Origin of the sequence: Rhodopila sp., assembly GCF_965276935.1 — a bacterium.
Lineage (GTDB): Bacteria > Pseudomonadota > Alphaproteobacteria > Acetobacterales > Acetobacteraceae > Rhodopila.
In genome coordinates, this window is the sequence record NZ_CBDIBS010000001.1 from 534,716 (window position 1) to 549,481 (window position 14,766).

Consider the following 14,766-nt stretch of genomic DNA (forward strand, 5'->3'; position numbering starts at 1 on the left):
CCAGCTCGTCGATCCTTTCATGAACAAGGATCTCAACATCGTGCAACGATCGGTTGCGCTTCGATCCACCAGTGTGACCCGACGAGCCACCCGGCTTGGCGATCCTCTTTTTGAAGCCGTGACGCGTGCGTCCGGCATACTGGTTCTGCTGCTTCTGGGCAGCCTGATCGTGTCGCTGTTCATCGGCGGCCTGCCGGCATTCCGCCGCTTCGGCGCCGGCTTTCTGTTTTCCGCCAGGTGGGATCCGGTGCATGAGGTTTTCGGTGCCGGCGTCTCGGTCTATGGCACGCTGCTGACGTCGTTGCTGGCGCTGGTCCTGGCGACACCGCTGGCTTTCGGCATCGCCTTCTTTCTGACGGAACTGGCGCCTTCGTGGCTGCGCCGTCCGGTCGGCACGGCGGTTGAACTGCTCGCCGCCGTGCCCTCGATCATCTACGGCATGTGGGGCTTCTTCGTGATCGTGCCGATCATGTCGCAGTATATCGAGCCGCCGCTGATCAACCTGTTCGATGGCATTCCGGTTCTGCAGGACATTTTCGCCGGTCCGCCATTCGGCACCGGCATCTTCACCGCCGCCCTGATCCTGGCGGTGATGGTGATCCCGTTTATCGCCGCCACCATGCGTGACGTGTTCGAGACCGTGCCGCCGGTGTACAAAGAATCCGCCTACGGCGTAGGTTGCACCACGTGGGAGGTGATGCGATCCATCGTGTTGCCCTACACGCGCGTCTCGGTGGTCGGCGGCATCATGCTGGGCCTCGGCCGCGCCTTGGGTGAGACCATGGCAGTGACCTTTGTCATCGGCAACGCCAACCGCATCTCTCCCAGCCTGTTCTCCTCCGGCAACACGATTGCCTCACTGGTTGCCCTGGAGTTCCCGGAGAGCCCGACCGGCAGCCTGAAGCTTGCCTCGCTGCTGGCGTTGGGGTTCATCCTGTTTGTCATCTCGTTCATTGTGCTGGCAATTTCGCGCACGCTGCTGCGGCCGCGGTTGAAGGCGTGACATGAGCGCTAGCACACGCATCGATGACAGCATGTCTCGCGGCATCCCTGGCGCCGTCAAGGACCCGAAGGTTGCGCGGGCACTTGGCATCCGGCGGCACCGGACCAACAGCCTGATCAAGGCGGCTTGTGTCGCCGCCACGATCGTCGGGTTGCTGCTGCTCGCCTCGATCCTGTTCACGTTGATCTGGCGCGGCGCCCTGGGTCTCTCGCTCAGCGTCTTCACCAGTTCGACCAAGCCTCCCGGCTCTGGCGGCGGCCTGCTCAATGCCATCGTCGGCAGCCTGATCCAGACCGCGATCGGCACGCTGATCGGCACGCCGCTTGGCCTTCTGGTCGGCACCTACCTCTCGGAATACGGCCATGGGTCACTGCTGGCCAACACGGTGCGCTTCGTCTCCGACGTGCTGCTGTCGGCCCCGTCCATCCTAATCGGCCTGTTTATCTACCAGCTTCTGGTGGAACCGTTCGGCGGCTTTTCGGGCATCGCCGGCTGTCTCGCCTTGGCGGTGATCGTCATACCCATCGTCGTGCGCACCACCGAGGATATGCTCGGGCTGATCCCGCCGGCATTGCGTGAGGCGACCATCGGCCTTGGCGCGCCAAAGTGGAAAATGATCGTGTTTATCTGCTATCGTGCGGCGCAACAGGGAATTGCCACCGGTATTCTGCTGGCGGTCGCGCGCATCGCCGGAGAGACCGCGCCGCTGCTCTTCACCAGCCTGGGCAACCTTAACTGGTCGACCAGCCTCGGTCAGCCGATGGCCAGCCTGCCGGTGACGATCTACCAGTATGCCGGGTCGGCGTTCGAGGACTGGGTGCAACTTGCCTGGGTCGGCGCGCTGCTGATCACCGTCGGCGTGCTGGCTATCAATATCGCGGCCCGTGTGCTGCTTCACCGGAGCAACTAGCATGGACGATGACGTGAACATGAGGGCTACGGAGACTTCGGGTCAGGCGCCGTCCGCACGCTTCGGCGGGCTCCAGGCGCACCCCACCACAAGGATCAACCCGGCGCGGATCGCCATCCGCAACCTGGACTTCTTCTACGGCGACAACCGTGCGCTGAAGGGGATCAACCTGGATCTGCCGGAGCGTCAGGTCACCAGCATGATCGGCCCATCGGGCTGCGGCAAGTCGACCCTGCTGCGGGTGCTGAACCGGATGTACGACCTGTATCCCGGTCAGCGCGCGAGCGGAGAGGTGATGATGGACGACGTCAACATCATCGACCCCAGAATGGACCTGAACGCCCTGCGCGCCCGCATCGGCATGGTGTTCCAGAAGCCGACCCCGTTCCCGATGACGATCTTCGAAAACATCGCCTTCGGCGTGAAGCTGCACGAGCGGCTGTCGAAGCCGGCAATGGATGAACGGGTGGAGTGGTCACTGACCCGCGCGGCACTTTGGGGCGAGGCGAAGGATCGTCTGCACAGCTCCGCCATGGGCCTGTCAGGCGGCCAGCAGCAGCGCCTGTGCATCGCCCGCACCATCGCGGTGCGGCCGGATGTCATCCTGCTGGACGAACCAACCAGCGCGCTGGACCCGATCAGCACATTGAAGATCGAGGAACTGATCGACGAACTCAAGCACGATTTCACCATCGCGATCGTCACCCACAACATGCAGCAGGCCGCTCGCTGCGCCGATCAGGTCGCGTTCTTCTACCTGGGCGAGATGGTCGAGTGCGCGCCGGCGGTGGAAATTTTTACCGCGCCAAAGCAGAAGCGTACGCAGGAATATGTCACCGGCCGATTCGGCTAGGAAAGGACGCCCCGGATGTCCGACACGGAACATGTGGTCAAGAGCTACGGCAACGAGCTGAAGCGGCTGCGCGACATGCTGACCGAGATGGGCGGCATTGTCGAAAACCAGGTTGCGATGGCGGCCGAGGCGATCATGAACCGCGACGCCGTGGCCGCTACTGCGGTGGTGGAGGTCGACCCCAAGGTCGATGCGCTGGAACGCGACATCGAGCAGTTCGTCATACGCATGCTGGCCCTGCGCCAGCCGATGGCGGGCGACCTGCGGCGGATCGTCGCCGGGCTGAAGATCACCGGTGACCTGGAACGGATCGGCGATTACGCCGCCAACGTGGCCAAGCGCAGCATCGTGCTGGGGCAGTACACCCTGCCCTACTCGCTGGCCGGACTGGCGCACATGGCGCACATGGTGCAGGACCAGTTGAAGTCGATCATTGACGCCATGAGCACCGACGACACCGACAAGGCCATCGAGGTATGGCGGTCGGACCGCGTGGTTGACGATATCTACAATGCATTGTTCCGCGAGCTGATCACCTACATGATGGAAGATCCCCGCAACATCACGCCCTGCACGCATCTGCTGTTCATCGCCAAGAACCTCGAACGGATTGGCGACCACGCCACCAATGTCGCGGAAACGGTCTACTACTCGGTGGTGGGTGAGGTGCTGCCCGATACGCGTCCGAAAGGCGACACCTCGGCCTATGCTGTCGTTCGCGCGAAAGAATGATGCTTGATCGGGTAAGCCTGAACAATGTAGCGCGCCGCCGGTGCGCTTGAGCAAACCGGAGGGGATGATGCTTGACGGTGTATCCAGCCTGCCCAAGCCGCTTGTCCTTGTCGTCGAGGATGAGGCGCCGCTGCTGACAATGCTGCGCTACAACCTGGAAAAACAGGGTTTTCGGGTCGAGGAGGCCGGTGACGGGCAGGAAGCGCTGACGCGGATCGCGGAAACTCAGCCGGACCTGGTGCTGCTGGACTGGATGCTGCCGGTGCTGTCGGGGATCGAGGTCTGCCGGCAGATCCGCAGGCGGGCCGCGACGCGGGACCTGCCGGTAATCATGGTCACCGCGCGCACCGACGACCAGGACGCGGTGCGCGGCTTGAATACCGGCGCGGACGACTACATCACCAAGCCGTTCAAGATCGAGGCGCTGCTGGCGCGGATGCGTGCGTTGCTGCGGCGCTCGAACGCCGTTCCGGTCAAGGGGCTGCTCGGCTTTCATGATATCAAGATGGATCTGGCGTCGTACCGGGTTACCCGCAATGGCCGCCGCGTGCATGTCGGGCCGACCGAGTTCCGACTGCTGGAATTCTTCATGCAGCATCCGCGGCGCGTGTTCTCCCGTGAGGAACTGCTGGACGCTGTCTGGGGCCCCGATATCCATGTCGAGCCCCGAACGGTGGATGTGCATATCCGCCGATTGCGCAAGTCGATCAACGGCGAGAACGAGATGGACGTGGTGCGGACAGTGCGGACCGCGGGTTACGCGCTGGACACCGAGCCGCTGTAGTCCAGGCCGTATTCGCTCGTCTTCTGGGCGATGCCCTGTTCAGTCAGGATAGACTTCTTATGTGTGCCGGTGCGTCGTCCGTCCCCTGCGGATTTGCTGATGTGGGCGTTGCAACGTCGTCAAAATCGGGAACCGGGAGCAAACAATGGATGCTGATGCCAAGAAGATCGCCCTGCGCATGATCCCCTATGGGATCTACGTGCTGACCGCCAACGACGGAAAGGGCAATATCGGCGCTGCCACCGTGAACTGGGTGACGCAGGGGTCGTTCGAGCCGCCGCTGGTCGTGGTTGGCGTAAAGGCTGACTCCGGCGCCCACACCGTGGTCAAGGGCACCGGCAAGTTCGCCTTGAACATGCTCGGCAAGGAGCAGAAGGCGATTGCCTTTACCTTCTCCAAACCGGCCATGCTGGAAGACGGCAAGCTGTCCGGCCAGTCTTTTCATCCTGGCACCAGCGGCACGCCGATTTTGGATGCCGCCATCGCGGCAGTGGAATGTTCGGTCAAAGAGGTCCTCGAACTCGGCGATCACCATATCGTGGTGGGTGAGGTGACCGAAGCGTATGTGACCAAGGCTCCGGCGGGTCAGGCGGATGCGGCGATCCTGGAGATGAAGGACCTTGGGGACAACGTCTATTACGGCGGCTGATAAGGGCTACCCGCGGGTGCGTCGCCGAAAGTAGTGACCGGTCGGCGCGCCTTCGTCATGAAGTTGCGCCCGTGGTCACGCACGAACGCCGGCCAGTACCTGCGATGGTTGGCATCAGACCGCCCCCGCAGACGGTATGATCCATCTTCGCAAGCCTTCTCAATGTGCTGTCGTCTTCCGGTAAAGCGCCTCAGCGGCGTCGGGACCGGCCAGCATCTCGACCAGCCGGACCTTGCGTAGCGCGGTGAGCGCATCCGACTTCTCGACGACATCCGCGGCGTCCGCCAGAAGACGGTCGTAGCTGGCCGGACTGCCGAGCTTTCGCGCTGCCGTTTCCAATGCGCGCAGATCACGGGCGCAGATTTCCAGCCGGCGTTGATCCGCCCCGTCCATCAAATTCGTTGCATTGGCAAGCGGCGTCACCAGCCCTTCATGGATGCCGCCCTGCAAACGTTCCTTGCAAGCCTTGTCCAGCGTCTGGCGGATGGCCCTCAGGCGGGGCCGTTGCGCGGCGGCAGCCGGGTCCTCATCAATGTCCCGCAGCAGAGCCATTGTCCGACGTACCTGCTCCACCGCCCCCGCCAGGCCATCGCGGCCGATCTCCTCGGATAAACCTGATTCGCTCTCCATGTGGGTCAACGCGTCGTCGGTCCCACGCGCCATGGCCTGGTTCAGCGTGATCGTGTCGGTCCGGCTGTGGTTGCCGCACACAAAGCGCCGCAGCAGGCCAACAGCCTGGGGGGATCGCAGCAGGATCAGCCGAACCACAATGGCGCAACCAAGGGGCGACTCGCTGGCAATGTTGCCCATGATATCTTCGACGGCAGTCTCTTCGGCTTCGAGCGCTCCCACGTCCCAGTCCCGCGACAGCGCGTGCAGCCGGTGGGCACGACGAAGCACGGCGGCAATGGCCTGCGCCAGGGGCGGATAGGCTTCAGTTGTCAGACCGGTGGAGGACCAGCCAGCCGGGCATGGCGCCTCCGCCAGAATAGCCGCGGCACGAGGCCATAACGTCTGGCCGACCTGGGTGATTACCTGCTTTGCTTCGGTATCGTGGCCGGAAATAGCCTTCTCGATCAGGAGCGCCTCTTGTCCCAGCCCGTCTCGAACCAGCTTCGCGAGCGTTCCCAGGACACTGCGCGGGACACAAGGTGCTTCCGGCTTCCAACGGGCCGGCAGCACGACAACCGGATCGATAGGAATGAAAAGCAGCCGGCCGAAACGCAGCGGGCGAGCCGGCTTCAGCGATGCCAGGCGTCCACGCAGCGGATCGAGCAGTGCCTGGTTGACAGTCGGATCGGCGACGCCATCCAGGATGGCGGTGATGCGCCGGATCTTCGCATCGTCGGCTTCCGGCAGTTCCCGACGCAACGCGCGAACGGCCTGTTGAGCCGGTGGGCCAGAGCCGTTTGCCATCAGTCGCGAGCTCCTGGAAGGGCGGGTTCAGTAGGAAAGCGCACGAAAGTGCTCGTTGCGGGCAATCAGTTGATGAACCACCTCGCCAGTACGCCAATCCTCATTGAGCGGGATCAACCGGCGGAACTGGAGGGCGTTGGTCAGGCTTGGAACATCGCTGCACCACTCGTTCACCTCCTTGGGAAGCACCGGCAGCAGCCCGACGATCTCGACCAAGGCCGCACGCCGGGTTGCATGATCCTGAGCATGGGTCCAGATCTGGCAGATCTGCTCCCATCCATCGAGCAACCAGTCAGGCCGTCCGGTGAGCTGGATGATCCTGGTCGGATCAGCCGCCCAGCGTCGCAGCATGTCCACCATGTCCGTCATCAATGCCTGCGCGGCGGTCAACAGCGTTCCGGCCAGGGACAGTGTCAGATCAGCCAGCGTGCAGATCGCGTGGCCGTAGGCCGCCAGTTCATCCTCGGGATGGGCGCCGCTCCATTCCGCCACACCCAATCGGGTCTGTTGCAGGAGAGTAATCAGACGCAGAATCCTGGCGTTCGTATCGGTCGTGCCAAAGCCGATCGCGGTCATCACCTCCGCCAGGTCTTCTAGAGCAGTGGCCATCCAGGTTGTCGAACGTCCGACACGCGGTGCTACCCATTCAACAGACAGGCGCGCCTGACTCGCCGCATCGGGCGCATTGGGACCCGCGGTCGTGAATGGGGGTGCCTTAGCCTGGGCGATTTGCTCCACCAGCTTCATCAGAAGTCGGTAGTTCGTGACCACCCGATCTTTCTTGTCGAGATTGGTTGCTGCCAGCCCGGCCTCCATCGCCTCTTCCCCAGCCAAGCCTTCGGCCGCGAGCGCCCTGGCCACCCCGCGGATCGCCGCCGGCGTGACGGAGACAAGCGATGCGATCCGCTCGTTGAACACCTTGTCGTGCAGGGTGGGCCGGCACAGCGAGGATGCGCTCGACCAGGACATGATGTACACCCCGCGTCCGCCCGACGGGTTGGGGGTAACGAGTTCGATGCCGCCGCGCTCGGTTGGCCGAGCACGGGTGCCGCAGAGAAGCGGCGTGGTGAAGGGCACCGCAACGCCGCGTTCCAGGAACGTGGCCGGGTGGTACTGTTTGACACCCCGCACATCGGTTTCTCGTACGGATCTACTCATGCGCGCATCAACCGGCTGGTTGGCGGTGTTGAACGATCGGCGGCTGGACGATTGTATGGGTCAGCAAACTTGTATTCGATCGAGCAATCCTCCCAGCGATGGTCGGTTTAGATGCAAGGCCAGCCGATCACGAGCGTTCCGTCGATGGAGACGCTCGTTGGTGAAGACAGGCCAAGGTCCAAATCAGTTATTGGCACGAATCGCCTGATCAAGAAACGAATGTTCCTCATGCAGCGAAATCCTTTACCAAGCCTTAACGAGCGGCAAGAAAGCGCTATGTCAGCGACGGGCAGCTTGGCGATCAACGGCTGCCATACCAACCGGTGGAAGCCGTGCCACATCGGCGGCGCCACCTCATCATGCCGACGCGGGTCCGCATGACAGATGAGGCCGTTGCGCCGACCGAAAACGTTTAGGCCGGTTGTATCAGTGCATCGAAATCGATCTTGGTTGGCATCGAAGATTTATTGCGGATGTCGTCCTATACTTCACCGGTTGTTAAGATTTACGCACCAGAGTAACTCGTCCAGTGGGGTTTCAAGGCCAAAAGAGGCCTCTACCAGGTTATTAGATCGGTGAACGAGAACGCGAGTTCCGACGTCAAGGCGAAGCGGCAGATCCTGATTGGCTTGTCTGGCGGCTTATCGGCACTTGCCGACCGGATGCGGTCGCAACATGCCATCGCGACGAAAATCACCACACTGGCGGCGCGTGCCGAAGCGATCGCGCAAAGGTCCTGGGATCTGAACAAATTGAACAGCCAGGATCTACAACGTACGATGGATGGATTTGTCGGCGAAATCAAAACTTTCGCGAAACAGGCCATCGATGCCGCAGTACGGGCTGGAAGCGAAGCGTTGCTCGGCAAGGAAGTGGCCGAGGCGATCGCGGCACATTCCGCAGAGATTGCCAGATTGACCCGTGAGATCGATAGCCTCCCCGACGCGGCAGCGGTCCGGGCTATCCTTCAGCCGCTGTCCGTCACCCTGAACACCTTGCCCGCGCGACTGAAGGCGAACACCGCCATGTTGAAGGATGTCGATGCCATCGGAGCGTTGGCCACCGGCCTGGCGGAGCGTGGCGACGCCCTGGCGGCCGGCGGCACGGCGGGTAACCGGGTCGCGGTGGAACTATCGCGCGACCTGCGGCAGTTCGCCGAGGAAGCGACAACGTTTTCCCTGAAGATGGCAAGCGAGGCAGCCCTAGCGGTCAAGGCGATCAGCGATATGGCGCAACGTACACTGGGTCTGTCACAAGGCAACCCGGTTTCGGATCAGGCGCCCTCCGCCACTGACAGGCTGATGACCCTCGCGCGTACGGGACCCCAGGCGGGACAAGTTTGGGCCACGTCTGTGTCTCGCACCTCGCGCAGTTCACCAGTTCAGGGCACGCCGCCCGGCGTAAAGTGGTAGACGTCGTTCCTAAAATGGATTGAAATGCCTGGGAAGCCTGGTCCGCCCGATGCGTTTCATGGGCTGACAAAGCGACTCAGCGGATCGTCTTTACAATCGTCAAGCTCTCTGTCCAGTAGCACCGCCAGCTCCGCCTCATGCTCATAGGCCGGCATCAGACGATCCAGTACGGCATCCCGACGAGCGGCTGGATGAAAGTATATTTCGTTGTCCCCCTCGGGCAGTTCGGCCAGCAGCCGGCGGATGCGGTCGCCGGTCATGTGGCCGCTCCAGGCCAGGCCAAAGCAGTGGTCGTTGGTGGCGATCCCCGCGGCACACGCCTGATGACGCAAGATGCTGGTCCAGCGATAGAGCAGTCTGTCGCCCAGTGTGGCGGGGCTTCCGCAACGCGCCATCACCGCGGGCGGTTCGGCGGGGATACGGATGCGCGGCAGGCCGTGGTCCTGACCAATGCGCAGCATCATTGCGCCGACCGTCGGATGCAAGTGCATGTGCTTATGCGCGTTGGCATGATCCAGCGTCAGGCCAGTCGCGGCGAAGGCGGCGAACTGGGCGCGGATTTCGGCCTCAAGCTGCCGCCGGATACCGGGGCGAACAAAGTACTTGATGCCGAGACCAAGCTGATTGGAGGAAAATCGACCCGCGGTGTCAACCAGGTCCGGGATGGCGGTCGGCGGCAGCACGGCAGGACCCTCGATCACCACGAGGTGCAGGCCAACCCGCAGCCCTGGATTGGCATGGGCGATACGGACGGCGTCGGCGGCCGCTGGGGCGGCAACCATCAGGCTGGCGGCTTGCAGGATGCCATCCCGGTGGGCCCGTTCAACAGCTTCATTGACAGATTCGGTCAGCCCGAAGTCGTCGGCGGAGAACGTGACTGCCCTCACGCGGTCCTGCCGACGCGTATACGACAAGGTGCTGCATGGATGTGCATGCTACGCCGGCCGCGGGGTCCGGCCGGCTTTTTCAGGCGGCCTTGTGTCGCTCCCGCAAGAACTGGAAAAACTCGACCCCTTCTCGCAGCCGGCGCTTCATCATCTGCGGACTGCGTACCATCTCGTTGACGATGGAGGCGATCTTCGGCGCGCGGAAATAGAACCGCCGGTAGAACGTCTCCACATTGTCGAAGATCTCGGTGTGCGACAGATGCGGGTAGTGCAGCGGGGCGATCTGCACGCCACTGTCATCCACCAGTTCGGCGTGATCGGCGTCAAGCCAGCCGTTCTCGACCGCCTGCTTGTAAAGGAACGTGCCGGGATAGGGCGCGGCGAGGGACACCTGTATGGTGTGCGGGTTGATGTCAGTGGCGAAGCGGATGGTTTCCTCAATGGTTTCCTTCGTCTCGCCAGGCAGGCCAAGAATGAAGGTACCATGAATCTTGATGCCGAGTTCATGGCAGTCTGTGGTGAACTTGCGGGCGACCTCGATCCGCATGCCCTTCTTGATGTTGTGCAGGATTTGCTGGTTGCCGCTTTCGTAGCCGACCAACAGCAGCCGCAGGCCGTTGTCCTTCAACACATTCAAGGTTTCGCGCGGCACATTCGCCTTGGCATTGCATGACCAGGTAACGCCCAGCTTTCCCAGCTCGCGCGCGATCGCCTCGGCGCGCGGCAGGTTGTCGGTGAAGGTGTCATCGTCGAAGAAGAATTCACGCACCTGCGGAAAAAGCTGCTTTGCCTGGCGAATTTCCTCGGCGACATGCCCTGGGGAACGCACCCGGTAACGATGCCCGCCGACGGTCTGCGGCCACAGGCAGAACGTGCAATGCGATTTGCAGCCGCGGCCGGTATAGAGCGACACGTACGGGTGCAGCAGGTAGCCGATGAAATAGTCCTCAATGCGCAGATCGCGCTTGTAGACTTCGGTGACGAAGGGAAGCTGGTCCATATCCTCCAGGGTCGCGCGATCCTTGTTATGGATGATGACGCCTGCCTTGTTGCGGTAGGAGATCCCGTCTACCCCGCCCCAATCGCGACCCTCGGCGATTTCCCGGCACGTGAAGTCAAACTCGTTGCGGGCGACGAAGTCGATCACGCTGCCTTGCGCCAGGCTTTCGGCCGGCTGCACCGCGACCTTGGCGCCGACGAAGCCGATTTTCAGCGATGGGTTAACCTGTTTCAACGCCTCGGCCACCTTGACGTCGGAGGCAAAGGACGGGGTGGAGGTGTGCATGACGCACAACTCGTAATCGCGCGCCTGACTTGCGACAGTTTCCAGGCTGATGCCCGCGGGCGGCGCATCAATCAGCCTGCTGCCGGGCACCAGGGCTGCGGGCTGTGCCAGCCAGGTGGGAAACCAGAACGATTTGATTTCCCGCTTGGCCTGGTAGCGGGCGCCAGCGCCGCCATCGAACCCGTCAAACGAAGGCGGGTGCAGAAACAGGGTCTTCATCATCGCGTGTCTACTTCCTCGATCGGGCGGACCGACAGGGTGGATTGAGCAACGGGCGGCGGCGTATCCGCCAACAGATCATGGCCACGCCAGTCAACCCGGCGCCCGCCATAGCTGGCCACCAGCACGGCCAGAGACAAGACATCTCGCACCGGCAGAAGCCAGACCGGGCAGGAGAACGCAAGGGCTGGCGTGTCATACAGGCCGCGCCGGCCCGCCAGTGCGCTGTCGATCCGCAGGGCGACCAGCGCCCGCAGCAGCCAGGCAAGGCAGAACAACGCCAGTGACCAGACCGATCCGGCGAGCAGCATTGCCAGCAGCGCCCAGAACAGCGGGTATTGCAGGACCGAGATCGGATAGCCAATCGGTTCCAAGGTCCGAATGGTGCGCGCCCAGCGCAACTCGTGCCGGAACAGCGCGCCGAGCCGAACCTCCGGCACGCTGGTCAGCGGCACGGTATCGGCAAGCACGACATCAAGGCCGAGGCTACCGATCCGCTGGCCCAGCACGTTGTCATCGGCCAGATGGTTTACCAGTGCGTGCAGCCCGCCGATCCGGATCAGATCGTCCCGTCGCAGGCACATCGTCGCACCCAGGCAGTCCCGCCGCCCCATCGCTCGGGACAGTAACGCGCCTGGAAGAAAACCCTGCGTGATCTGCATGGCGCCGAGCGCGGCGGTCAGGTTGGGCAGGACTGGAAAGCCTCGATACAAGGTCGTGACAAGGCCGACGCCCGGTCGTGCAAGTGCCTCGATCAGCCTTTCCAGGTAATCTGGCCCGACATGAACGTCGGAATCCGCGATCACCAGGATGTCATGCCGCGCGGTCGGAAACATGTTGATCAGATTGCCGACCTTGAGGTTTGAACCATGCCGGGTCGGGTCGACCACCAGAGTGATGTCGCGATCGGGAAACCGCACACGCAGGCGTGCAACCACCCCAACTGCCGAGTCGGCCTGATCCTGCACGCCGAACACGATCTGAAAATCCGGATAACATTGCCGACAAAAGGTGGCCAATGCCGCCTCCAATGCAGGCTCATCGCCATAAAGCGGTTTCAGCACGGTCACCGGAGGACGACGGGATGGCGCCTTCTTGGTCCGGGCAGCGAACGACGCGACCAGCCGCGACCCAACCAACGCCTGAACCAAGCCGACACAGGTCAGCACCGCACAGATGCCAGCCAGCACGCCTATCACGCGCTTGATGCGCCTTCAGACAAATCGGAGCCCTTGTGGTGCAGGTTTCTGATCAAGACTGCGGCGTTGCCTCGTGTTAGATTGATGGAACCCACAACCGTTGCACCAAGATGTTATAGCGGCTGGCGAACGAGCCAGGCCATTTCGTCGCCTGAGCACGTAGGCGGCTTGTCGGCAGACGACCGACAACGATCCGCAGGTCCCTCTCCGGCCATGCTGGCGGCGCGTCCGCCATGATGGCGTTCGCCTTGGAAACCACGGGCTGCCGGGTCAGCCCAGTCATCATGACGTCAAGCCTTTACTGATACCGAGCGCGGCGCCTGAATGCCGACCGCGGCCAGTGCCGCCGCGACAATATCCTTGATCGCCAGACCGGCCGCGGCCAATTGTTTCGGCTGCGAGTCGTGGTCGATGAACGCATCCGGCAGAACCATCGGTCTGATCTTCAGGCCGCCTTCCAGCAGGCCCTTCCAGGCCAGATGCTGCATCACCTGTGCGCTGAAGCCGCCAATCGCACCCTCCTCTATTGTAAGCAGTACTTCATGGTGGCGGGCAAGTTGTTCAACCAGCGCCGTGTCGATCGGCTTGGCGAAGCGGGCGTCGGCCACGGTGGTCGGATAACCGCGGGCGGCGAGTTCATCCGCCGCCTTCAACGCATCACCCAGCCGGGTGCCCAGCGACAGGATGGCGATGTTGGTGCCTTCCCGCATCACCCGCCCCTTGCCGAATGCCCATACCTCGCCGGCGGTTGGCAGCGCCACGCCCGTGCCTTCGCCACGTGGATAGCGGAAGGCGCTCGGCCGGTCGTTGATGGCGGCGGCGGTGGCGACGACATGCACCAGTTCCGCCTCATCGGACGGCGCCATGATCACCATGTTCGGCAGGCAGCCGAGGTAGGCCAGATCGAAACTGCCGGCGTGGGTCGCTCCGTCGGCACCCACCACGCCAGCGCGATCCATGGCGAAGCGCACCGGCAGCGATTGCAGCGCCACGTCGTGCACGATCTGGTCGTAGGCACGTTGCAGGAAGGTCGAATAGATGGCGCAGAACGGCTTCATTCCCTCGGTTGCCAGGCCGGCGGCGAAGGTGACCGCATGCTGTTCGGCGATGCCGACATCAAAGCTGCGGTTCGGGAAAAGTTTCGCGAACTTGTCCAGGCCGGTGCCCGACGGCATCGCGGCGGTGATGGCCACCACGGTCGGATCGCGCGTGGCTTCCTGGATCAGCGCATCAGCGAACACCTTGGTGTAGCCGGGTGGGCCTGGCGGGGCCTTCGCCTGCTCGCCCGTGATGACGTTGAACTTCGACACGCCGTGGTACTTGTCAGCCGACTTTTCCGCCGGCGCATAGCCTTTGCCCTTCACGGTGATGGCATGGACCAGAATCGGGCCGGCTTCCTCGGCTTCACGCACATTGCGCAGCACCGGCAGCAGATGGTCGATGTTATGGCCGTCGATCGGGCCGACATAGTAGAAGCCCATCTCCTCGAACAGCGTGCCGCCGGTCAGGATGCCACGGGCATATTCTTCCGCCCGGCGGGCCGTGCGTTCAAGGCCGCGCGGGAAGCGCTTGACCATCTTGGCGCCGAGTTCGCGCAGCGACAGGAAGCTGCGCGAGGACATCAGACGCGACAGATAGGCGCTCATGGCCCCGACCGGCGGGGCGATCGACATGTCGTTGTCGTTCAGGATGACAATCAGCCGCGACCGCAGGGCGCCGGCGTTATTCATCGCCTCATAGGCCATGCCAGCGCTCATGGCTCCATCACCGATGACGCAGATCACGTTGCGCTGATCCGGCCGCAATCCCAGACATTCGCGTTCCGCCTCGGTGGCGGACTGGTAGCGGGCGTCCTTCAGGTCACGCGCCACCGCCATGCCTAGGCCGGCGGAGATCGAGGTGGAGGAATGCGCGGCGCCGAACGGGTCGTATTGGCTTTCCGATCGCTTGGTGAAGCCTGACAGCCCGCCACCCTGGCGCAAGGTGCGGATGCGGTCGCGCCGCCCGGTCAGGATTTTGTGCGGGTAGGCTTGATGGCCGACATCCCACAGCAGCCGGTCGGTGGGCGTATCAAAGACAGCGTGGATCGCGACGGTCAGTTCCACCACACCCAGCGAGGCGCCCAGATGGCCGCCGGTGACCGAGACCGCGTCCACCGTCTCCGCGCGCAGTTCATCGGCGAGTTGACGGAGTTGTTCAGGGGAGAAATTGCGCAGATCGTCCGGATAGCGAACCCGGTCGAGCAGCGGTGTCATGACG

General features: G+C 63.0%; 13 protein-coding genes. 7 read left to right on the top strand and 6 right to left on the bottom strand.

Annotated features, from left to right (window positions below):
• The first annotated feature begins 19 nt into the window (after positions 1-19).
• The 6 genes from pstC to ACQY4S_RS02450 all read left to right on the top strand — a co-directional run bounded on the left by pstC (position 20) and on the right by ACQY4S_RS02450 (position 4,931).
• Complete coding sequence (gene pstC / locus ACQY4S_RS02425; RefSeq protein WP_428483596.1) at positions 20-1,003, top strand: phosphate ABC transporter permease subunit PstC; 984 nt, start codon at positions 20-22, stop codon at positions 1,001-1,003.
• A gap of 1 nt (position 1,004) precedes the next feature.
• The gene (gene pstA / locus ACQY4S_RS02430; RefSeq protein WP_428483597.1) at positions 1,005-1,913 is read left to right on the top strand and encodes a phosphate ABC transporter permease PstA; all 909 of its coding nucleotides are present in this window, start codon (positions 1,005-1,007) and stop codon (positions 1,911-1,913) included.
• Between the two features lies 1 nt (position 1,914).
• Positions 1,915-2,766, top strand: a complete 852-nt coding sequence (gene pstB / locus ACQY4S_RS02435; protein WP_428483598.1) for a phosphate ABC transporter ATP-binding protein PstB — start codon at positions 1,915-1,917, stop codon at positions 2,764-2,766.
• Positions 2,767-2,781: 15 nt separating this feature from the next.
• Complete coding sequence (phoU, locus tag ACQY4S_RS02440) at positions 2,782-3,498, top strand: phosphate signaling complex protein PhoU (RefSeq protein WP_428483600.1); 717 nt, start codon at positions 2,782-2,784, stop codon at positions 3,496-3,498.
• Between the two features lie 67 nt (positions 3,499-3,565).
• Positions 3,566-4,282 (top strand): phosphate regulon transcriptional regulator PhoB, encoded by a 717-nt coding sequence (gene phoB / locus ACQY4S_RS02445; RefSeq protein ID WP_428483725.1) that lies wholly within the window; start codon positions 3,566-3,568, stop codon positions 4,280-4,282.
• Between the two features lie 145 nt (positions 4,283-4,427).
• On the top strand, positions 4,428-4,931 hold the full coding sequence (locus ACQY4S_RS02450; protein WP_428483601.1) for a flavin reductase family protein: 504 nt from the start codon (positions 4,428-4,430) through the stop codon (positions 4,929-4,931).
• A 159-nt stretch (positions 4,932-5,090) separates the two neighbouring features.
• On the opposite strand, the gene ACQY4S_RS02455 is transcribed toward ACQY4S_RS02450, so the two are convergent.
• Both ACQY4S_RS02455 and ACQY4S_RS02460 read right to left on the bottom strand, forming a co-directional pair.
• On the bottom strand, positions 5,091-6,347 hold the full coding sequence (locus tag ACQY4S_RS02455; RefSeq protein ID WP_428483602.1) for a hypothetical protein: 1,257 nt from the start codon (positions 6,345-6,347) through the stop codon (positions 5,091-5,093).
• Between the two features lie 27 nt (positions 6,348-6,374).
• Positions 6,375-7,505, bottom strand: coding sequence for a hypothetical protein (locus ACQY4S_RS02460; RefSeq protein WP_428483603.1), 1,131 nt, complete (start codon positions 7,503-7,505; stop codon positions 6,375-6,377).
• 575 nt (positions 7,506-8,080) lie between these two features.
• Between ACQY4S_RS02460 and ACQY4S_RS02465 the strand changes: the two genes are divergently transcribed.
• Complete coding sequence (locus ACQY4S_RS02465) at positions 8,081-8,917, top strand: hypothetical protein (RefSeq protein WP_428483604.1); 837 nt, start codon at positions 8,081-8,083, stop codon at positions 8,915-8,917.
• 56 nt (positions 8,918-8,973) lie between these two features.
• On the opposite strand, the gene hpnK is transcribed toward ACQY4S_RS02465, so the two are convergent.
• The 4 genes from hpnK to dxs form a co-directional block, all read right to left on the bottom strand.
• Positions 8,974-9,804 carry a hopanoid biosynthesis-associated protein HpnK gene (gene hpnK / locus ACQY4S_RS02470; protein WP_428483605.1) on the bottom strand — a complete coding sequence of 277 codons (831 nt, stop codon included), beginning with the start codon at positions 9,802-9,804 and terminating at the stop codon, positions 8,974-8,976.
• A 79-nt stretch (positions 9,805-9,883) separates the two neighbouring features.
• Positions 9,884-11,311, bottom strand: a complete 1,428-nt coding sequence (gene hpnJ / locus ACQY4S_RS02475; protein ID WP_428483606.1) for a hopanoid biosynthesis associated radical SAM protein HpnJ — start codon at positions 11,309-11,311, stop codon at positions 9,884-9,886.
• Positions 11,308-12,507: a bacteriohopanetetrol glucosamine biosynthesis glycosyltransferase HpnI gene (gene hpnI / locus ACQY4S_RS02480; protein ID WP_428483607.1), complete on the bottom strand. Its 1,200-nt coding sequence runs from the start codon at positions 12,505-12,507 to the stop codon at positions 11,308-11,310. Before hpnI ends, hpnJ begins: the two co-directional genes overlap by 4 nt.
• Positions 12,508-12,797: 290 nt before the next feature.
• Positions 12,798-14,762, bottom strand: coding sequence for a 1-deoxy-D-xylulose-5-phosphate synthase (gene dxs, locus ACQY4S_RS02485; RefSeq protein ID WP_428483609.1), 1,965 nt, complete (start codon positions 14,760-14,762; stop codon positions 12,798-12,800).
• Positions 14,763-14,766: the final 4 nt, after the last annotated feature.